Annotated in this window: 14 protein-coding genes; 12 read left to right on the top strand and 2 right to left on the bottom strand. The window is 40.2% G+C overall.

Annotated features, from left to right (window positions below; all coding sequences use genetic code 11):
- Nucleotides 1–191: 191 nt before the first annotated feature.
- From DDZ16_RS07970 to DDZ16_RS07960, 3 genes are all read left to right on the top strand, one after another.
- Nucleotides 192–536 (top strand): encapsulin-associated ferritin-like protein, encoded by a 345-nt coding sequence (locus DDZ16_RS07970; protein WP_109263926.1) that lies wholly within the window; start codon nucleotides 192–194, stop codon nucleotides 534–536.
- Nucleotides 537–548: 12 nt separating this feature from the next.
- Entirely contained in the window at nucleotides 549–1,340 is a 792-nt protein-coding gene (locus tag DDZ16_RS07965; RefSeq protein WP_109263925.1) for a family 1 encapsulin nanocompartment shell protein, read from the top strand.
- Nucleotides 1,341–1,443: 103 nt separating this feature from the next.
- The gene (locus tag DDZ16_RS07960; protein ID WP_109263924.1) at nucleotides 1,444–2,112 is read left to right on the top strand and encodes a MarC family protein; all 669 of its coding nucleotides are present in this window, start codon (nucleotides 1,444–1,446) and stop codon (nucleotides 2,110–2,112) included.
- A gap of 8 nt (nucleotides 2,113–2,120) precedes the next feature.
- On the opposite strand, the gene DDZ16_RS07955 is transcribed toward DDZ16_RS07960, so the two are convergent.
- Nucleotides 2,121–4,880 carry a hybrid sensor histidine kinase/response regulator transcription factor gene (locus tag DDZ16_RS07955; protein ID WP_109263923.1) on the bottom strand — a complete coding sequence of 920 codons (2,760 nt, stop codon included), beginning with the start codon at nucleotides 4,878–4,880 and terminating at the stop codon, nucleotides 2,121–2,123.
- A gap of 284 nt (nucleotides 4,881–5,164) precedes the next feature.
- Between DDZ16_RS07955 and DDZ16_RS07950 the strand changes: the two genes are divergently transcribed.
- From DDZ16_RS07950 to DDZ16_RS07910, 9 genes are all read left to right on the top strand, one after another.
- On the top strand, nucleotides 5,165–6,727 hold the full coding sequence (locus DDZ16_RS07950; protein WP_109263922.1) for a glycoside hydrolase family 32 protein: 1,563 nt from the start codon (nucleotides 5,165–5,167) through the stop codon (nucleotides 6,725–6,727).
- A gap of 19 nt (nucleotides 6,728–6,746) precedes the next feature.
- Nucleotides 6,747–8,150: a sugar porter family MFS transporter gene (locus DDZ16_RS07945; RefSeq protein ID WP_317046368.1), complete on the top strand. Its 1,404-nt coding sequence runs from the start codon at nucleotides 6,747–6,749 to the stop codon at nucleotides 8,148–8,150.
- Between the two features lie 118 nt (nucleotides 8,151–8,268).
- Complete coding sequence (locus DDZ16_RS07940) at nucleotides 8,269–9,147, top strand: carbohydrate kinase family protein (protein WP_109263920.1); 879 nt, start codon at nucleotides 8,269–8,271, stop codon at nucleotides 9,145–9,147.
- A 42-nt stretch (nucleotides 9,148–9,189) separates the two neighbouring features.
- Nucleotides 9,190–12,354, top strand: coding sequence for a SusC/RagA family TonB-linked outer membrane protein (locus tag DDZ16_RS07935; RefSeq protein WP_109264066.1), 3,165 nt, complete (start codon nucleotides 9,190–9,192; stop codon nucleotides 12,352–12,354).
- A 13-nt stretch (nucleotides 12,355–12,367) separates the two neighbouring features.
- Nucleotides 12,368–14,104 carry a RagB/SusD family nutrient uptake outer membrane protein gene (locus DDZ16_RS07930; RefSeq protein WP_109263919.1) on the top strand — a complete coding sequence of 579 codons (1,737 nt, stop codon included), beginning with the start codon at nucleotides 12,368–12,370 and terminating at the stop codon, nucleotides 14,102–14,104.
- Between the two features lie 26 nt (nucleotides 14,105–14,130).
- Nucleotides 14,131–15,240 carry a DUF5018 domain-containing protein gene (locus tag DDZ16_RS07925; RefSeq protein WP_109263918.1) on the top strand — a complete coding sequence of 370 codons (1,110 nt, stop codon included), beginning with the start codon at nucleotides 14,131–14,133 and terminating at the stop codon, nucleotides 15,238–15,240.
- 67 nt (nucleotides 15,241–15,307) lie between these two features.
- Nucleotides 15,308–16,852, top strand: a complete 1,545-nt coding sequence (locus DDZ16_RS07920; RefSeq protein ID WP_158275631.1) for a glycoside hydrolase family 32 protein — start codon at nucleotides 15,308–15,310, stop codon at nucleotides 16,850–16,852.
- A 47-nt stretch (nucleotides 16,853–16,899) separates the two neighbouring features.
- Nucleotides 16,900–17,649, top strand: a complete 750-nt coding sequence (locus DDZ16_RS07915; RefSeq protein ID WP_109263916.1) for a T9SS type A sorting domain-containing protein — start codon at nucleotides 16,900–16,902, stop codon at nucleotides 17,647–17,649.
- Nucleotides 17,650–17,728: 79 nt separating this feature from the next.
- Nucleotides 17,729–19,288: a glycoside hydrolase family 32 protein gene (locus DDZ16_RS07910; RefSeq protein ID WP_158275630.1), complete on the top strand. Its 1,560-nt coding sequence runs from the start codon at nucleotides 17,729–17,731 to the stop codon at nucleotides 19,286–19,288.
- Between the two features lie 526 nt (nucleotides 19,289–19,814).
- Here the strand turns inward: DDZ16_RS07910 and DDZ16_RS07905 are convergent.
- Nucleotides 19,815–21,473, bottom strand: coding sequence for a glycoside hydrolase family 32 protein (locus tag DDZ16_RS07905; protein ID WP_109263914.1), 1,659 nt, complete (start codon nucleotides 21,471–21,473; stop codon nucleotides 19,815–19,817).
- Nucleotides 21,474–21,564: the final 91 nt, after the last annotated feature.

Below are 21,564 nucleotides of genomic sequence, written 5' to 3'. Positions count from 1 at the left end.
CCGAAGCATCGGGACTAACGATCTATTGGGGCAATATAACAATGCAAAAAAAAAATAAATTAAATGATTAGGAGGCGTTGTGAAATGGTGTTAAAACCCTGGAATATTCTTGATTCTTGTTCAATTTTAGTATATTTGGGTATAACAGAAGGAAAACCGTAAAAATAAATAAACAATTAAAGTAAAATACTATGTCAAATTATCATGAACCAGCAGAAGAATTATCACAACAGGCCCGTGATTTCTCCAGGGCACTGAATAGTTTAAAAGAAGAGGTTGAGGCTGTAGACTGGTATCATCAAAGGGTTGATCTTTCAGAAGATGAATCCCTGAAAGGTATTATGGCTCATAACCGCGATGAAGAAATTGAACATGCTTGCATGACAATAGAGTGGCTTCGCCGCAATATGCCGGGCTGGGAAGAGCAATTGCGCACTTATTTGTTTACCGAGGGTGATATAACTGAACTCGAGGAAGGCGAAGAAGGAGGCGAAGCAGGTTCAGACTCTTTAGGAATTGGAAAAATTGAAAAATAACAGGAGGAACATATGGATATTTTAAGAAAATCTATGGCTCCCATTTGCGAGAAAGCTTGGGAAGAAATTAATGAAAATGCAGCCGAAGTTCTTACCTCTGTTCTTTCAGCTCGAAAGTTTGTTGATGTTGAAGGGCCTAAAGGATGGGACTTTCCGGCGTTATCTTTGGGGCGTGTAGATGTGCCCAGCGGACAAAATGGCGAGGTTCAATATGGGATTCATCAGGTGCTTCCTTTAATTGAGACTCGCGTTCCTTTTGAGTTAAATATCTGGGAGCTAGACAATGTGGCCCGCGGTGCCAAAGACATCGATTTGGATAATATGGAAGAAGCCGCGCGTAAATTGGCCCGTTTCGAAGAGGATGCTATTTACAATGGTTTCAAATCAGGTCAAATTAAAGGGATTAAAGAGTGCTCAGAACACGATTCTTTAACTCTGCCTGCAGATGATGACGAAATAATTGCAGTGATTTCTGAAGGAATTGCGAAGCTAAAAGCAGCCTCAGTTGAAGGACCTTATTCTTTGGTGTTGAATACCGAGCAATGGCAGCGTTTCAATTCTTCCGGTCAGGGCTATCCTTTACGTAAACGCGTAGAGAGTTTATTGGGAGGCTCTATTATCATGGCACCTTACGTTGAAGATGCCTATCTCGTTTCTGAGAGGGGAGGAGACTTTGAAATGGTGATTGGCCAGGATATTTCTATTGGCTATGAATCACATAACCAAAAAACCGTACAGTTGTACTTTACTGAATCATTTACTTTTCAGTGTGTGGATCCCGCAGCAGTGGTGGTGCTCAAATAGACTGGACTGAGAAATACTATTTGAAGGCGCAGGGGAATCATCCCTGCGCCTTTTCTGTTTATTAGTGTTTTAGACCATCTGTTTGAAGCAAATTTTTGTAATAATGAACACACAATTGTATTTGAATTTTTTGGCCGCAATGATGGCCATTGTTAATCCCATAGGTATATGGCCCGTCTGGAGTCAGTTGACCAACGATCAGGCAAGTGCCATTAGAAACAGAGTGGCATTTCTGGTCGTTCTTACTTCGTACGGCATTCTCCTGGTTTTCTTGTTCTCGGGAAGATACATTCTTGAGTTCTTCTCTATAGACCTGGAAATTTTTAAAGTGGCAGGAGGTATATTGCTGCTGAATACCGGTATATCAATGGTGCGGGGTACAGCTTCACAGTTAACCGATCGCAAAGAAAATGGTACGACAAACATGTCTATTGCCAAGCAGAGGTTTAGGAAGATTGTGGTTCCCATTGGTATTCCCGCACTGGCAGGGCCCGGGTCTATTACTACTGTTATTGTATTCGGAACGCAGGCAGATACAACCATTGATTATATTGTTCTGCCTGCAGTCGTGTTTGTCGCTTTTCTGACTCTTTTTGTGGTTTTCCTGAATTCTCTTTATTTGGAAAGAAAAGTAGATGATATTGTTTTTACCATTTTCACCCGCATTTTTGGTATTATGGTTACAGCCATTGCCTTTCAGTTTATGCTGGAAGGACTGGGAGAGGTGTTCCCCGGATTGATGGGAAACGGGTCGGTTTTGGAAAAGGGATAAAAAATAAATTAATGGTTTCCAATAAAGGCAGACGGTGTTTTTCCAAATTCCTCTCTGAATTTTTTTGAAAAATAGGCCGGCGAAGTAAAGCCTACATCCAGGGCCACACCTGAAATATTTCCCCGTTGCTGTTCGAGTATGTATTTGGCTTTGTGCAGTCTGAACTTGCCAATATATTCGGAAGGTGTAAAATCCGTCAGAGCTTTCATCTTTCGGTATAAGTGAATCCGCAACATCCCGATTTCCCGGCTGAGGTCTTCTACCGAGAATTCCGGGTTGGTATAGTTCTTTTCAAGAATTTTCTGAAGATTGGAAAGAAATTTTTGGTCAACTGTGGTGACGTTGTCCATATTTTCTGATTTACCAATAGCAGCAATGTTACTTTGGTATTGAATTTTAAGCTTTCTTCGGGTTTCAATGAGTTTTCTAACCCGTACCGAGAGGTAATTGGGATCAAAAGGTTTTTCGATGTATGCATCAGCTCCGGTTTCAATACCATGAATTTTTTGATCGATTCCGGCTTTTGCTGTAAGCATAATGATTGGGATATGACTGGTTTCTATGGTTTGTTTAAGATGGTCAGTCAGTTCAATGCCGTCCATCTCAGGCATCATAAGGTCCGTGAGAATAAGCTCAGGGGGTTGTTGTTCAATTACAACCAACGCTTCTTTTCCATTGGCAGCACTTTTAACTTCATAATTCTGGTTTAATAGCTTTATCAAATAAGTTTTTAGCTGTTCGTCATCTTCTACTATAAGCAAGCGGGGTTTTCTATCAAAATCTTTCCATTCTTTTTCCTGAACGTTTTCTTCAAACTCCTTTTTTTGCGGTTGGGGAATTTCCGGCATTTGTTTGACTAAATCCTGGGCTCCCTTATATTTTTCTCCCCTTGGGAGTGTCACCCTGAAAAGTGTTCCGGATTTCCCATCGCTGGCCACTTCAATACTTCCATCGTGCTTCTCCACAAATCCTTTGGAGAGAGCGAGACCTATGCCTGTTCCCATGGACCGGTGATGTTTTTGCTGATAGAAAGGCTCATATATCTCCTGTTGTTTGTCAGGAGGTATGCCGGGACCAGAATCACTGACTTCAATAATAATCTGGTCCTCTGCATTGATGAAAGTACTGAGAGTAATTTCTCCTTTTCTTGGAGTAAACTTAAAGGCATTTGAAAGAAGATTAAAGATGACTTTATCTATCTTGTCAATGTCAATCCAGACAACCTCTTCTTCAGGTGATGACTCCAATTTGAAATCAATCTCCTTTTGCCGGGCAAGGGGAAGAAAAGCTTTGTATATGTTTTCCGTTATTTCATGCAGATGTGTTTCGGAAATGTTAAGATTGATTTTTCCGGTATCCATCTTACGGAAGTCCATTAGCTGATTGATCAGTCTTAATAGTCTGTCGGTGTTCTGTTTGATCAGATTGAGACTTTCCTTTAACGAGGTTGAAAGTGAGCTTTCGGAACTGCTCAGTGTTGATATTAACTCATTAACGGGCGCCTGGATAAGGGTTAGAGGCGTTCTGATTTCATGGCTGATATTTGTGAAAAAGCTGAGCTTGGCCTGGGTTGCTCGTTCTACCTGCTTATTCATTTCCCTGATTTGCTCATTTTGATGCTCTAACTGTTCCTTTTGCTTTTCAATTGCCTTGTTTTTATGAGCCAGCTGACTGTTGCGTCTGCGAATCATGGTATAGTAATAGGCCAGCCATAAAGATAAAATTACCAGAAGAGCCAGGCTGATGAGAGCAATGTTTAACAAAGAACGTTGATCGTTAAATTGTTGTTCCTGCTGCCGTATACGACTGGTTTGTTTGACAAGTATGTCCTGGAAAGCGATGACCTGCTCCAATTGGAGTCTCAATACTGTAACGTTGGTACTGTCTACAACCGATGTTCCCAGAATATTTTGTTTGTTAAAAGGCTCATCTATCAATATGGCACGTGCAATCTCTATGGCTTTTTTCCCGCCTGTGGGATAGATAAAAGAAGCCTGAAGCACTCCCTCTTCAACTAATTTCATCCCGAGGTTGGGCAGGGCATCAATACCTACCACAAAAAGATCTTCAATGCCCATCGAATTGGCCACTTCTCTGGCACTACGGGCCATTACATCATTGTGACCGAAAACAATATCCACCTGTTCTTCACTGAAAACTTCTTCTGCTACTTCTCTGGCGTTATCAGGCAGCCATTTGCCTTCCATACTGGCTACAACATTCAGGTTGGGATGATCTTTTAATACATCAAAAAAACCATTGTGTCTCTCCCTGGCAGGACTGGAACCATCCATCCCTCTTATTTCAAGAATGCGGCCTTTACCATTGTGAATATTGGCAATGTAAGTAGCCACATCCCTGCCTATCTGGTAGTTGTTGGCGCCAATAAAGGCGGTATATTTTCCCGAGTTGATTTTTCGATCTATAATAATTGTTGGAATGCCCTGTTCAAAGGCTTCCTCAGCAATAGGCGTAATGGGGCCCGATTCGTTTGGGGAGATGATCAGTAAGTCTACTTTGTTATTGATAAGCTCCCGGATTTGTAATTGTTGCCGCCGTGTATTTTCTCTTGCGTTCAAAATGGTTAGTTCAAGATCAGGATATAAAGCGGCGGTCATCACCATTTCCTTATTCATGGTTTCACGCCATTCGTCCATTGCACATTGTGAAAATCCAATGTGAAAGGTTTCCTGGTTATTCTTCTTACAACCTGAAAAAAGAATAATAAGGAGGAATAGAAAAGGGTATTTGCTTAAAGATTGTTTCATAAATCAATGTTCTTCGGGAGGCAAATTAAGAAAAATTAAAATAGTTCCACGAATAATAATTGCTTCAAAACTTCTTTTAATTCGCTTTTTTTCTTGCTCTGTTAATGTTGTTACATTTTGTGTAACATGCCTTATTGCAGCTGTGAGGAGGTTGTGTTTGAAACAAAATTAATAGTGTTTGTAACCATCTTGATAGCATGGTGGAGTGCAACACCTTTACATTTGTGTTAACGATTTTTATCAAAAACAAGTTTGCTAAGGTTTAACATTAAAAATATCAAATTATGAGGACAGTCTTTTTAATTCTTTTCGTTCTTTTCGGTTTAGGTGCCTGCAACGTACCCCAAAAGGATAAAGGAACCAGTGGGATGAAAAGCGGCTTGATGAGTGAGCAGTGGCGCCCACAAATCCATTTTACTCCCAAAGCTCAGTGGATGAACGACCCCAACGGTATGGTTTACCATGACGGAGAATATCATTTATTCTATCAGTATCACCCCAATAGCAATGTTTGGGGGCCAATGCACTGGGGACATGCCATAAGTGAAGACCTGATACATTGGGAACATTTGCCCATTGGGTTATATCCCGATTCATTGGGAACCATTTTTTCCGGAAGTGCAGTAGCAGATGTCGATAACACATCCGGTTTTGGCAAGAATGGGAAAACCCCCTTGGTGGCTGTTTATACCAATCACAGTCATGAGAAAGAAAGCGAAGGGCGAATAGATTATCAGACACAAAGTATTGCTTACAGTCTGGACAATGGCCGCACCTGGACGAAATATGAGAAAAACCCTGTTCTCGATAATCCCGGAATCAGAGATTTCAGGGATCCTAAAGTGAGATGGCATGAGCCTACCCAAAAATGGATTATGACCCTGGCTGTAAAAGACCGGGTATCCTTCTACTCTTCACCAGATCTTAAAGAGTGGACTTTTGAAAGCAGCTTTGCACAGGATGAGGAACACAATGGAGTTGTGGAATGTCCCGATTTATTCCCCTTGAACTATAACGGGCAAGAAAAATGGGTTTTATTCATCAGTTTGAACCCCGGTTTTCTGCACGGGGGATCGGGAACTAAATATTACATCGGAGAATTTGACGGAAAAGAATTCATTCCAGACGATCCGAATGCCCCAACTCATTGGTTCGATTATGGAAAAGATAATTATGCAGGTGTCACCTGGTCTAATATCCCGGAGGAAGATGGCCGCACCCTTTTTATTGGATGGATGAGCAACTGGCAATATGCTACCGTTGTTCCTACCGAGCAATGGAGAAGTGCCATGACTTTGCCCCGTTCACTTGAACTGGTGGAAGGCGCTGGTGGAAAACCTGTTTTAAAAGGAGAGGTAGTCAATACCATCGAAAACATTGCCGGTGACTGGCAGGAAAAAAGCGACCTTCCAGTGGCAGCTGCTGAAGCCGGAACATTGGAATTCAGTTTTGAAGAGGATGCAGCTTACCAATTGTCTCTTGAGTTTGACATTCAGATGGATGCTACCGCAACCATTGATCTGTACAATGAAGCGGGCGACAGCATCTTTATCACCCTTGACAAAAATCGTGAATTGGTTGTTTTTGACAGGATAGACTCGGGAGAAACCACCTTTAATGAGAATTTTCCCGGAAAATACGATGCTCCTGTTGCGTTTGAAGGTCCCGTTAAAGTTGATTTGTACGTTGATCAATCCTCTGTAGAGATGTTTATCAATGGAGGAAAAGTCCAAATGACCAATTTGGTTTTTCCTGAAACACTTCTTACCGGAGTTGAGATTTATGGTTCCGGAGATTCACAACTGATAACTGCCAAAGCAAGAGTTTTGAACTCAATTTGGAAATAACAGAAACAAAACGAAAACAATTAATAGAAGTAATATGAAGATTGAAAAGAGATTATTGTGGGCCATTATCGTTTCTGTGATGGGCAGTTTGATTTTTGGCATTAATATGGCCGCCATCTCCGGTGCTGTGACTTTTGTGAAGGATCACTTTCTTTTGAGTGAATTTCAGATTGGGCTGGTGGTGAGTGCTATTGTAATAGGTTGTATGATAGGTGCTTTTTCCGCAGGATCCATATCCGAAAAGATTGGCCGGAAAAATGTACTGATCGGAACAGCAGTTCTGTTTTCCATATCGGCTGTTTGGAGTGCGTTGGCATCATCGATGGGCGGACTTGTTGCTGCCAGAATTATTGGAGGTGTTGGAGTAGGAGCCGTATCTGTAATGGTGCCTACTTATATCAGTGAGATTGCTCCGGCGCGGGTCAGAGGAACCCTGGGAACCTTCAATCAGTTAGGTATTGTGATAGGTATTTTGCTTGCTTATGTATTTGATTACAGCATGCTGGATGTGGAACATGGATGGCGCTGGATGCTGGCAAGTCCGTTGTTTATTGCTGTACCTTTTTTAATTGCCATGCAGGTGAAATTCCCTGAGAGTCCACGCTGGTTGGTGCTTAAAGGGTTTAAAGATGAGGCACTTCATGTGTTGACAAGAGTTGCAGGACCGCAAAATGCGCGAAAAGAATACGATAGCATTGTAAAAGGGATTGAAGAAGATCGGAAAAAGTCTGATAAAGACGTGAAGTTTTCTCATCTCTTTAAAGGCAAGGTAGGTAAGGTTGTGTTCTTAGGAATAATGTTGGCTGCATTTCAGCAAATAACCGGTATCAACGCTATTATTGCTTATGCACCTACCATCTTTAATGAAACCGGAGTAGGTGGAGATATGGCTCTGCTTCAGTCAGTGATGGTTGGCATTGTTAACTTTCTGTTTACCCTTGTTGCCGTATGGTTGATCGACAAGCTTGGGCGTAAAAAGCTCTTGCTGATAGGAACCGCCGGTATGACTGTTTCCCTGGGTTATTTGGTGTTTGCTTTTCTTACAGGACGTGCCGACAGTTTGGGCGTATTGATATCCATCCTTGGATACATTGCTTTCTTTGCGGCTTCCCTGGCGCCGGTCATGTGGGTAGTGACATCCGAAATTTATCCAAACAAGATCAGAGGGGTTGCCATGTCGGTATCCACTGCAGTAAGCTGGGTCTGTACTTTTATCGTGGTGCAGTTTTTCCCATGGATGCTTAATAGCCTTGGCGGTGCAGTAGCGTTTGGATTCTTCTTATTCTTTACGGTATGGGCATTCTTCTATATTCTTGCCAAAATTCCGGAAACAAAAGGAAAATCCCTGGAAGAAATAGAGGAAGAACTTGGATTGAGAGGTGATCTTGAAGAAGAATTGAATATAAAGACAATTAACTCATAATGAATAAAGGTTACCGGATCTCAGTTTTTTCAAGTGTTAAACCTGATTCCTTAATTAGAGGGGATTACCAAACTTGCTATTGCGCAAGATCCGGTAGCTTTTTAATATTAAAAATATTATGAAAAAAGCTGTTGTTGGAATTGGCGAAATTCTTTGGGATTTATTGCCCGAAGGAAAACAACTGGGCGGAGCTCCAGCAAATTTTGCCTGGCATGCTAAGCAATTAGGGGCTAATGGAGCTGTAATAAGTGCTATAGGTCAGGACAAACTTGGAGATGAGATTTTGGAATTAATTAATTCCAAAGGCCTGACAAACGGGATCTCAATATTGGAGAAACCAACTGGAACTGTGGGGGTGGAACTGGTGAATGGGATTCCGGATTATACAATTTTTGAAGATGTTGCCTGGGACCGCATTGAATTAAATAAAACAGCAATTGAAGTTTTAGATCATGCAGATGCCATTTGCTTTGGTTCTTTGGCCCAACGATCGGAGGTTTCACGTCAAACAATTCGTAAAGCTCTTGAAGCTACACCTATCGGCTGTGAAAAGGTATTTGATATAAACCTTCGCCAGAACTATTACAGCAAAGAAATAATTGAAGCCTCTTTGCAACAAGCAACCGTATTTAAGCTCAATGATGAGGAATTAATTGAACTGAGGAAAATGTTTCAGCTCGAAGGTGATGACCTGAAAGTATGCGGAGAGTTAATGGGGAAATTTAACCTGAAACTTCTTGCACTTACAGGAGGAGAAGAAGGGAGCACATTGATGACAATATCTGAAGTTTCCCATTTAGAAACCCCTAAGGTAGAGGTTGCTGATACAATTGGAGCGGGAGACTCTTTTACTGCTGCCATAACTATGGGGCTATTGGAGGGTTTACCACTTCCAGAAATTCACAGAAGAGCTGTTAATTTATCAGCATTTGTCTGTACACAAAATGGAGCAATGCCTTCCTTAAAGGAAGGTGTCCTGGAAAAAATAATAGAATGATGAGAGCATTAATAAATGTTATTCAATTTAAATCAGTTGATCATGAAGAAAAATCTAATGTTTAAAAATTTAAAAAGGGTAATTTTTATGGCCGCTTTTTGGAGCCTTTTTGTAACAAAGGTTTTAGGTCAGAATATAGAAGTTACCGGTAAAGTAACAGATCAGGAAGGAGAACCTCTTCCCGGTGTAACTATAGTGCAGGAAGGAACGACAGAGGGAACCATTACTGATATTGATGGTAACTACCTGATAAATGTTGATCAAAATGGGATTTTGGTTTTTAGTTTCATTGGAATGGAATCACAAACGATTCCGGTAAATGGTCAAAGTCGTATTGATGTGGTGATGAGGAGTACCATGATTGATCTGGAGCAAGTGGTTGTAACAGGTTATCAAACCCAGCGTAAAGCAGATCTTACCGGTTCGGTAAGTGTTGTGGAAGTTGATGAAATGCAGGAAATCCCCACAAGCAATCCGATGAAAGCGCTTCAGGGACGGGTTGCCGGAGTATTTGTTCAAACAGATGGTAATCCCGGAGGAGGTGCAACTGTACGTATCAGAGGAGGAAGTACTTTGAATGATAACAATCCTCTTTATATTATTGACGGAACTCCAACTCCTGGCGGCATTGATTTCTTAAACCCCAACGATATTGAGTCGATGCAAGTATTAAAAGATGCTTCTGCCGCCAGTATTTATGGAGCGCGAGCTAATAATGGAGTGATTCTGATAACGACCAAAAAAGGTAAAAGTGGCAAAAGCCGCATTGAATTCAGAAGTTCCGCCACTATGGAGTACTATCCTGATCAATTAGATGTTCTGAATACTTACGACAGAGGTTTCGTTAACTGGCAGGCTTCCATTAACGACGGTAAAACGCCTACGTCAGCTATTTATGATTATGAATGGCATACCAACGACGAGGGTGTGGCCGTTCTGGATAAAATTTTGTTGCCTGAGTTTATCGACCCTGCAAAAACAATGCGGCCGGCCAATACAAATTGGTATGATGAGGTGACTCAATCTTCCCTTATTCAAAATTACAGTCTTTCTATTTCTAATGGAAATGACAGAGGAAATTCTCTTTTTTCCATTAATTATTACGATCATGATGGAATAATCAAAGAGACCAATTCCAATAAAATTACGGCACGGGTAAACAGTAATTACAGTTTCCTTGATGGTAAACTGAAAATAGGTGAAAACCTTGCAGTTTCCAAAATTAACAATACTCAAATTCCAACAGGTGATGTCATGTATCTTGCCTTGGTTCAGCAGCCTGTTGTTCCTGTTTATAGTGTGGATGGTGGCTGGGGAGGTCCTGCGCCAGGAATGACCGACCGTCATAATCCGGTTCGAATGATTGAACAAAACAAGCAGAATATAGAAAAGCGTGGTAAGATTTTCGGTAACATGTTTGCTGAAATAACCCCAATTGAAGGACTGTCCCTGAGGTCAAATTTTGGAGTTGACTATAATCAGGCATATCTGAGAAGAATGGACTATAGTTACGAGTCCGGCTTTTTGATTAGCGATATTTCTCGCAATACCACTTCTCAATCACACAATCTTGCTTGGACCTGGACCAATACCGCAAATTATAAGTTCAAAGCCGGTAAACATGATTTTGATATTTTGGCAGGTACAGAGGCCATAAAGTATGAAGACGAATGGTATTACGGAAGTAAAGAGGGATTTGCTCTTGAAGACCCGGATTACATGTTTCTGGATGCAGGATCTGAAAAACCGTTAAATGGAGGTGGTGGAGCTTCAAACTCCCTATTCTCTGTATTTGGGAAAATAAACTATTCATTTAACCAAAAATACCTGGCTTCTGCAACTTTTCGCCGCGATGGTTCTTCCAGATTCGGTTCAGAGAAGAAATACGGAACGTTCCCTGCATTTACCCTGGGATGGAGGTTAAGCGAAGAGGCGTTTGTGCAAGATGCTTTACCCATGCTTTCCAACCTTAAATTGAGGGCAGGATGGGGAGTTACAGGAAACCAGTCTATGCCAAATGATGCAATTTATTCCACCTATACTTCTGTTTATGGTATCGATCCTACGTGGACATTTGACACCGGTACTGCCTACGATATTTCAGGTGGTGACACCGGAGCTTTGCCTGCCGGATATAGAAAAGTAAGAGAAGGTAACCCATTTCTTACATGGGAAGAAGCTACTGAAACCAATATTGGACTCGATTTTGGATTGTTAAAACAAAGCATTTATGGTAGCGTGGATTATTTCATGAAAGAAACCCGTGATATTTTGATTACCCCACCTTACATTGCTGTGAAAGGGGAAGGAGGTGACCAGACTCAGAATGGTGCCACATTGGAAAATCGGGGACTTGAAATTGTAATTGGTTACCGGAATGAATTTGAAAACGGCCTTGGTATTGATATTTCCGCAAATGTTTCGTCATTCAGACGAGAAATTACTTATCTGCCTGATAACGTTCTTACCGGATATCCCGGTGACCCGGCAACCGGAAAAAATGTACTTGGAAGAGCCGAAAATGTGCATTTTGGGTACGTTGCAGACGGCCTTTTCCAAAACCAGGATGAAGTAGACGCCCACGCTCAACAAACGGGTAAAGGAGTTGGACGTATTCGCTATAAAGATATTGGCGGCCTGGATTCAGATGGAAACTTTGTTTATGAGCCTGATGGTGTCGTGGATGCACTTGATAGAACTTTTATTGGTGATCCCAATCCTGATTTTGAATATGGACTCAGCACTAGTTTTACTTTTAAAAACTTTGATCTGAGAATGTTTTTTCAGGGAATATATGGTGCTGATGTATATAATGAATACAAGCACCTGACCGATTTTACTTCTATCTGGCAGGGAACAAACTTTGGAGCGCGTACCCTGAATGCCTGGTCACCCCAGAACGCCGGATCATCAATCCCGATGCTCACATTAACAGATACAAACAACGAAAACAGAGGATCTACTTACTTTATCGAAAACGGATCATATCTAAAGTTGAGAAATATCCAGTTGGGATATAACCTCCCAAAAACATTCACTGAAAGAATGAACATATCCAATGCAAGAATTTATCTGCAGGGACAAAACGTCTTTACTCTAAGTGATCAGAGCGGAGAGGACCAATACACAGGTGTAGATCCGGAAAATCCAAACTTCGGATATCCGATTCCCGCAAGTTATACCATTGGTCTTAATTTAACATTCTAAACAATTTGGAATTATGAAAGTATTTAAGTATAATATATTGATTGGTTCAGTTTTGCTTATTGCATTGCTGATGGGGGCCTGTAAAGAATCGTTCCTGGAAATTACCCCTAAAGGAACAGTGAGTCAGGGCCAGTTGATAACTCCGGAGAATGCTGATAAAATGGTGATTGCTGCTTATGCCGAGCTTGGCAACGATCACTATACAGCGCCAAATTCCTTATGGCCATACGCCGATATTACCAGTGGTGATGCCTATAAAGGTGGAGGCGGTACCGGAGATATTTGGGAATTTAATTTTCTTGAGTTATTCTCTTTCAATACAACTGATAATCCTTTAGTCGATCAAAAATGGTTTAGACTTTATGTAGGTGTTTCGAGAGCCAATGAAGCTTTAAGGATTGTGAACCAGATTTCAGAAGAAAAATATCCTGAGAAATTGCATCGTCAGGCCGAATTGAGGTTTTTGAGAGCTCATCATTTTTTTATTCTTAAAACCATGTTTAAGCACATTCCATGGATTGATGAAACAATCGAAGGAGATGAGTTTAAACAGGTCTCAAATCGGGAATTTACTGATCAGGAGCTTTGGAGTAAAATAGCCGGAGAGTTTCAGTTTGCAATGAATAATCTTCCCGAAAACCAGGAGGACGCCGGGCGTCCCAATAAATATGCTGCTGCTGCTTACCTGGCTAAAGCAAAGCTTTATAAAGCTTACGAACAGGACGCAGATAATAATGTTACAAGTATAAATCAGTCATTATTGCAGGAAGTTGTGGGTCTGGTTGATGAAGTTATTGCCTCAGGTCAGTATGAGTTATTCCCGGATTTTGCTTACAACTTCTTATGGAATTACGATGATGGATCAACGGAGTCAGTTTGGGCCATTCAAAGAAGTATTGACGATGGAACACCTAAAGGGCGTCTTGACTGGGGTAATATGCTAAACTACCCCATGAACCCCGAGTATGGATGCTGCTGGTTTCATATTCCTTCTCAAAATCTTGTAAATTCCTTCAAAACCAGTGAGGATGGATTGCCTATGTATGATTCATTCAATGATTTCGATGTCCTTCAGGGAGACGACTTTCAAAATAACACCTTTGATGCCCGGTTAGACCACACAGTGGCTATTCCAGGTCACCCCTGGAAATATGATCCTGACTTTGTGTATGAAGAGAGTTGGGCCAGGGCAACCCAAATCTATGGTACGTTCTCTTCATTGAAAGAGAATCAGCATTACGAATGTGCCTGCTTTTCTAAAGTACCTCCATTTATGGCCAGTTCAAAAAATACTGATATTATTCGATATGCTGATGTATTGCTTTGGAAAGCAGAGGCTTTGATTGAGTTGGGGCGTCAGAATGAAGCACTGCCAATTATCAACTCCCTCCGAAATCGCGCAGCTAATAGCACCGGATTGTTGGTTAACAGTGATGGCAACCCTACTTCGAATTACAGTATGGCTGAATATGAACCCGGTGTTAACTGTACATGGGATCAGGATTTTGCCAGAAAGGCTTTGCGTTGGGAGCGTCGTCTTGAGTTTGCCATGGAGGGCATTAGATTCTTTGACCTCGTTCGCTGGGGAATTGCTGCTGAATACATTAATGAGTACTTCGCAGAAGAGTCTGCCAAACGTGAGTATTTGAAAGACGGACAATTTACTGCCGGGAAACATGAATATTTCCCTATTCCTCAGCAACAAATTGATTTTAGTCGAGGATTGTATGAGCAGAATCCCGGATGGTAATACGTTAAACTTAATATTAAAAAATCATGAGATATAATGTTTTATTGAAACTCACAGCCTTTCTTTTTGCAGGTGTTTTACTTAATTCCTGCGAAGAAAGTGAATGGGGAAATGGCGGACTGGAGCTTGATACAGATGTTCAGATTAAGAGTTTTACTGTTGATGGCGTTGAAGGTGAAATCAACCAGGATGAAAACTCCATAAGTGTCTATCTTCCCAAGGATACAGAAGTGAATGCATTGTCTCCACAGGTGGAAATTGCGGAAGGGGCTACAATAACTCCTTCTGCAGGAGAAACAACAGACTTTAGTTCTTCGGAACAAAGTCCTGTGGTTTTCCGGGTGGAAAACGGGAATTTGTTTAGTGAGTACAACGTAACAGTTCAGTCTATTAATGCTAAAATCACCTCGTTTACCATTGGTGAGCGGCAGGGTGTTATAGACCATGAAGCCCGAACCATAAATCTAACAGTTCCATTTGGAACAGATCTTACGCAATTAGAACCTGATCTTGAGTATACCGATGGTGCTGTGATTTCACCGGCAGCAGGTGAGTCTCTGGATTTTTCTTCTACGGTTATTTATACCTTAACTTTTATGGAAGAAACTTTTGAGTATTCTGTAACAGTTGAGGAAGGTGAGGAAGTTATTCCTGACCTGGTGATCTATAACGGGGAAGATGTTGTGCCTTCATGGTGGACAGTTGGCTCTGCCGGAGACATTGCCAGCAAGTTTGAAAATCCTCAGGTAGATGGAATTAATGCCACTTCCTATTGTGCCTCTATTTGGAGGAACCCTCAGGATGATCCCTGGACCGGAGGAGGTTTGGGAGGTCTGGATGTTGATCCTTCCAAATATGTACGCTTTTCGTTAATGGTACTGAAAGAAGTGGCCGGAGATGTTCAGATGGAAATACAGGGAGAAGGTGCCGGTAATCAATACTTAAAAGTAAATTATACTGCTGAGAATGTTGGAAAATGGCAACAGCTTGAGTTTACTTTGCCGGAAGGTCATGGTCTGACAAAAATAACGACCATTCTAGTTGCTCCACAGATAGATGATACAAAGAATGATCCTGACTTTTTCGGTCACCGAATGTATTGGGATCAGTTGGTTGCTCTTCCTGCAGGTGAATAGGGTAATAGGATTGAATAAACGGGCGAACAGGGGCAGATGCTTCTGTTCGCTCCAAATTAGTTTTGAGATGAGGTATATTTTTATTTTAATGTTATTGGGAATAGTTGGTATGGCTGCTTCCTGTGACGATGAAAACAATTCGGAGAATATCAAGGAAGATCCGGATGTGGATTTATCAACTCAGCGTCGTTTCCCGCAGGAAGTTGGAGGATATGAGTATTTTTTCAGACCTCAGAATACATGGGTGGGAGATCCTATGCCTTTTTATGAAAATGGGACATACCATGTGTTTTACCTTCAGGATGAGCGGCCGGCTTCAGATCAGTTTCACCCATGGCACCTGGTTGAAACAAATGATGCAAGTTCTTATGATTATAAAGGAGTAGCTATTCCTTGTGGCGAAACTGATGAGCAGGACATAGCTATTGGAACCGGTAGTGTAATTAAGAAGGATGGTATTTATTATGCTTTTTATACAGGACATAAATGGAACCATGCTCCTGATCAACCCCGTGAAGCTGTTATGATGGCGACTTCAACCGATCTGCAAAACTGGAATAAGAATCAGGATTTTATGCTTTTTGCTGATCCGGGCTACGACCAAAATGAATTTAGGGATCCCTATTTGATAAAGGATGAAAGTAGTGGGGAATACATTATGCTTGTTAGTACCCGGCTCAATAATAAAGCTACGTTGGCAAAATATGTCTCTACAGATCTAATCAACTGGGAACTGGAGCTCCCATTCTATTCAGATGATTCTGTATTTATGATTGAGTGTGTGGATATTTTTGAAATGAGAGGAAAATGGTACTTCATTTATTCTAATATCAATGACCGGAAAGTTCATTATTTGACCTCAGAAAGTTTATTTGGTCAATGGGAAAAACCTCAGGATGATTTGTTGGACGGCTCAGCTTATTATGCCGCTAAATCGGCAAGTGATGGTCAGGAAAGGCTTTTGTTTGGATGGTGCCCTACACGGATTAATGATGAAGACTCGAATGATTACAATTGGGGCGGCTCATTAGTGGTTCACAATCTGGCAGCAGACGAAACAGGAGCACTTAAAACAGCCATGCCTGCCGCCCTGGATACAGAGTTTTCTCAAATGGCTGCCTGGGGAGTGATTGAGCAGACAGAGGGAACTTTGGAAACAGAAAACGGATTTGAATTAGATGCCAGTGAGAAACGCCAGACTGCTTGGTTAAGTCGGATTTTAAAGCCCCATAAAATTGAGACCAATGTGACATTTGATGAAGATGCTCAAAACTTTGGTTTTGTTTTTGGCGCAACCACTGGGCTGGAGTCCGTTTATGCCTTACATATTGATGTTAATGAGAAGCTTTTGAAATTGGCTTATTTGTCTGATTGGAATAGTGATAACACTTCTTATGAGGTGATTAATGCACTTCCGGTTGACGTAACCCCTAATACAGAATTAAATATTAAGATACTTATTGAAGGATCTGTTTGTGTTACTTATCTCGATGGTAAAAAGGCTTTTACCAACCGTATTTATAAAATGACTCAAAATCCCTGGATGCTGTTTTCGGATACCGGAAATGTCGTTTTTGATGATTTTGAGGTAAAGGTTTCTGATTTGAATTAGACCTAGCCTGGCTTTTGAAGTTTTTTTGTTAAATAAATTTTTTAGTTATGAGAAAATTTTACTTTTTATTAAGTTTTTGTTTGTTTTATGTTTTTCTGTCAGCTAATGCTCAGGAAACTGTGGTCTATAATGGAGAAAATGTGGCACCGGACTGGTGGCCTGTTGGCTCTGCAAGTGAGGTTGGCAATCACTGGGATAATCCTGTTATGGATGCTGTTAATTCCACAGACAAAGTGGCTACCATTTGGAGAAACCCCGGAGATGACGCATGGACCGGTGGTGGATTAGGAGGATTAAACTTGGCTTCTCAGGATGTTGAGAGGTTTACTCTTATGGTTTTAAAAGAGGCTGAAGGGAATGTTCAGCTTGAAATTCAGGATGGAAGTGGTAATAAAGAATTTTTGCAAGCTCTTTATTCTGGTGCTTCGGCTGGTTCCTGGGTTGAATTGGAGTTTGTCATCTCCGAAACGACAGCTCTTACCGGTGATATTACTACAATTCTTGTTGCTCCACATATTGATGATACAAAAGAGGATCCTGATTTTACAGGTCACAGGATGTATTGGGATGAATTGGTTGCATATTCCTCTTTAGCTACAGGAATTGTTGAAAAGCCAACTTTAAAAAGATTGGCATATTCACAAATATTTTCAATAACGGGAACCCTTGTAATTTCCAGAATACAGGCCTCAGATAATGTTTACGATGTGTTAAAACCAGGTGTTTACATTAAGGTTAAGCACTACTCTGATGGATCCACGGAGAGTGAAAAGATTGTTGTGAATAGCAGGCATTAAATTCACGAAATAATAAAAAAAGAGATTGCTATGCTATCATCCGGCAATCTCTTTTAATTTTATAATAAATATCGGAATGATGAGAAATTACTTTTTGCTTTTCTTCTTTGCGGCTTTAATCTCAGGCTGTGGTAATGTAAAACAGGATGATCTTTATAAAAAACAGCATCGACCTCAAATTCATTTTTCTCCAAAGGAAAACTGGATGAATGATCCTAACGGACTGGTTTATTACCAGGGAGAGTATCATTTATTTTATCAATACAATCCTGATAGTACAGTTTGGGGCCCAATGCATTGGGGGCATGCCATAAGTGAAGATCTTATTCACTGGGAGCATCTACCGGTGGCTTTAAAACCTGACTCTTTAGGGTACATCTTCTCAGGAAGTGCAGTCGTGGATCATAATAATACTTCAGGGCTTGGAAGAGAAGGAGTTTCTCCGATGATTGCCATATTCACATATCATAATCAGAAAAAAGCAGATGCAGGAGAATTGGTGTTTCAGAACCCGGGAATTGCCTACAGTCTTGACAAAGGGCGCTCCTGGGAAAAATACTCAGATAATCCCGTTCTTGAAAATCCTGGATTCATTGATTTTCGTGATCCCAAAGTATTCTGGCATGCAGCTACCGATAAATGGATAATGAGCCTGGCGGCAGGAGATCATATAAGGTTTTATTCATCATCCAATATGTTAAAGTGGAATTTTGAAAGTGAGTTTGGTCTTGGGGTTGGTTCGCACATAGGAGTTTGGGAATGCCCTGACTTATTTTCGGTGTCTGTTTCAGAAACCGATGAAAAGAAATGGGTGCTTCTGGTAAGTGTAAATGAAGGTGCTCCTAATGGAGGCTCCGGCACCCAGTATTTTGTTGGAGACTTTGATGGTGAATCTTTTGATCCGGTTGGAGAAGATGAAGATGTTAAAACAAAATGGGTGGATTATGGTAAGGATAATTACGCCGGTGTTACCTGGTCCGGGATTACTGAAAATGACGGGCGAAGAGTTTTTATGGGCTGGATGAATAACTGGCAATATGCAGAACAAATCCCTACAGATGGATGGCGTGGGGCATTTACCTTGCCTCGCGAATTGGAGCTCGTCAATAGTTACGGCGATTATTTGTTAAAATCACAGCCTGTTTCAGAGTATGACCAACTGAGAAAAGATTCGCAGAAAATTGCAGGGTTTGCAATGGAGGGTGAAATGGAGGTCGTTGATCGTCAGGAATTGCCTTTGGAGCTAAAACTAACCTTCGATGTAAGAGATCATTCAAGCATGAACTTTGCTGAAAAGTTCGGGGTGAGACTCTTAAATGACAAGGGTGAATCACTAGCCATTGGGTATAATAATGTTGATAAACTGTTTTTTGTGGATCGCAGAAATGCCGGATGGGACTCGTCTGAGAATAATTTCTCTCAAATAAATTATGCCCCTTACATCTTGAATCAAACCAAATTAGATTTTCATTTGATTATCGATAAGTCCTCTGTTGAAATGTTTGCAGTTGATGGCTTGGTTACAATGACTGAACGTTTTTTTCCATCGCAAGATTTTTCAAAAATTGAATTCTTTACTGAAGGCGGGAGGATTGAAATTATTGAAGGTGAACTTTCTTTACTGGAAAGAGTATGGTAGAAGAAGTATTAAAAAGACTTCTTCTCCTCCCTATGATATAATTTTAAAAAATTAATCGGCGACTCGTTCTTAACCTTAAGGAAAAACCTTCTTATAAGTTTTGCTGAATTTGACTGGCTTTAAATTGTATTGATTTATATTTTTGGCTTGAGTGTAACTGTTAGGTATATAGATATATGTTTCTTGTCAAGCCTGCTTTTGATTAAGTCAAAGTATTATTGAGTTAGAAATTTGGGTTTGAGCTGACAGCTTCTTCTTTTCAACAGCCCAAAGATGTACAACCCGTGAAGCATGAGTATGAAAAGTAAATTATTGTTGTTTTACAAGGCAATAACAAAAAAATATAAATGCTGTCTTTCATTGAATTAGTTCATTTTAATTTAAGATCAACGCTATCTAAATATTTTGCTTTTCTGGTTTAAACCATGCTGATTTTAGGTTTTAACTTGTTAGTGAAATGAAGAAAAATGGGTAGGGATAAGGAGTAAAAAAGATGGAGAATTTTTTTATCCGATATTAAATGTCTTTAGTGTATTGAAGTAGCCACCTCTACGTTTTTTGAAGTGACTTCAATATTTTTAAAAGTGGCAGTGCTATTGTCCACAAATATTCCCCATGTTTTATTGGTTGCTCTGTATATTCGGCAGCTCAATGTTTTGTGGTTGTCAATGTAAACTGTTACAATTGAATTTTCTACAATAATCTGGACATCATATTCTGTGTTTGGATCTAAAGAAATTGGTACATCAGTTACTGGAATTGTGTTTTCAGTAATCATGGTACGTTTTTCTTTATCAAGTCTAAAGCAGTTTGTATTAGGAACAAACCTTAAGCTAATTACATCATCAAATCCGTCGCAAGCTCCCACAAAAAAACCAAAGTCTTTTGAAGATTCGGAGTAAGAAACGGTCGCATTTATTTTGTATATTTCAGCAGAAATGGGATCATACAGAACGTTGGCAATATCTGCATCTTCTTGGCTAATGAGAGTGTAGGATTCATTGTTAGCATCTAATTTCTCCACAGTGCCCCATTGACTTTGCTTGTTGATGGTTAAATCAATCTCTTCCAAATGATTTTTTATAGTATGAGGAATACATACTGCTAAATCTCCATCTGCCTTTTGATATAATTTATGAACTATTAAATTTCCACCCCATATAGGGTTCCCATCGTCAGAGTGTTCAGAATTTACTGCTGTCCATCCAAAGATGTATCGATCAATTCCATCTGAAGCTGTTTTAGCCCCATAAATTCCATTACCATCAAACCTGTCTGGTCCATTAGGATATTCCCAAGGCCCTTCTAATGATGAACTTTTCCGGTAATATACATTACGGGTATTGATATCTGAGAAAATTAGATAATAATAATCTCCCTCTTTGAAAATTTCAGGACATTCCATCATGAAATAATTGATGCTTCCACCATCATAAATTATTCCATTGTAATCCCATGCTATTAAGTCTGTTGATTTGTAGTGGGCAATTACTCCCCTAAAGGTTCCATTTACCCTTTTTCTAGCGCTAATCAACATATGGTATTTACCATCATCTTCAAAAACAAAGGGATCTCTAAAGTTGTTTTGCTCATCAAAGTTTTGATTTATTGGAGGATAAATTGTTTCGAAAGAATTTGATTTTGTGAAACCAGCAGTTGAGTTACTTGAGGTAGCCAACATTACTCCTTCTTTTTTGCTTACACATTCAGAAGGATAGTTCGGATTGTGTCCCGTATAAAAAGCATAGTAAATACCATCTTTTTTAATTACTGATCCAGTACCTAATGCATAGTCTTGATCACAACCATTTGAGGAGCAGGATACAATTTCATTTGGAGGTTCACTGTAAGAGTAAAAATCATTTGTTTCAAATGCATACCAAGGGTGTCTCTTGTGAGTTGGATCATCCCATATATCTTTTAAGTTATAAATCAAAAACTTTGAATTTGATTCATCAAAGAATGGCATAACATCACCAATTCTTTTTCCATCAGAATACATCTTAAAAACCGTATAATCGATTTCCTCTTCTTGTGAATCACACTGACTTGCTGAACTTAAGGAGTAATTCCTTTTTAAGCTTATTTCAGTCATTTGATTGGGGGCATCTGTTTGGCAGCTTATCGTTGCAAAAAGAAGGGCTAGCAAAGTTAATTTGCTTAAATGAACTTTCTCGTTTTTCATTGCGATAATGGATTTGATTAAAAAAATGTTCTTTGTTTATTTTGAAAATAAATCAGGGTGGTGACCGGGATCTGCCTTTTTCTGACATATC

The sequence above is a fragment of the Marinilabilia rubra genome, from assembly GCF_003121985.1.
Lineage (GTDB): Bacteria > Bacteroidota > Bacteroidia > Bacteroidales > Marinilabiliaceae > Marinilabilia > Marinilabilia rubra.
The sequence above is the reverse complement of the archived record's forward strand: the minus strand, read 5'-3'. Positions and strand labels throughout refer to the sequence as shown.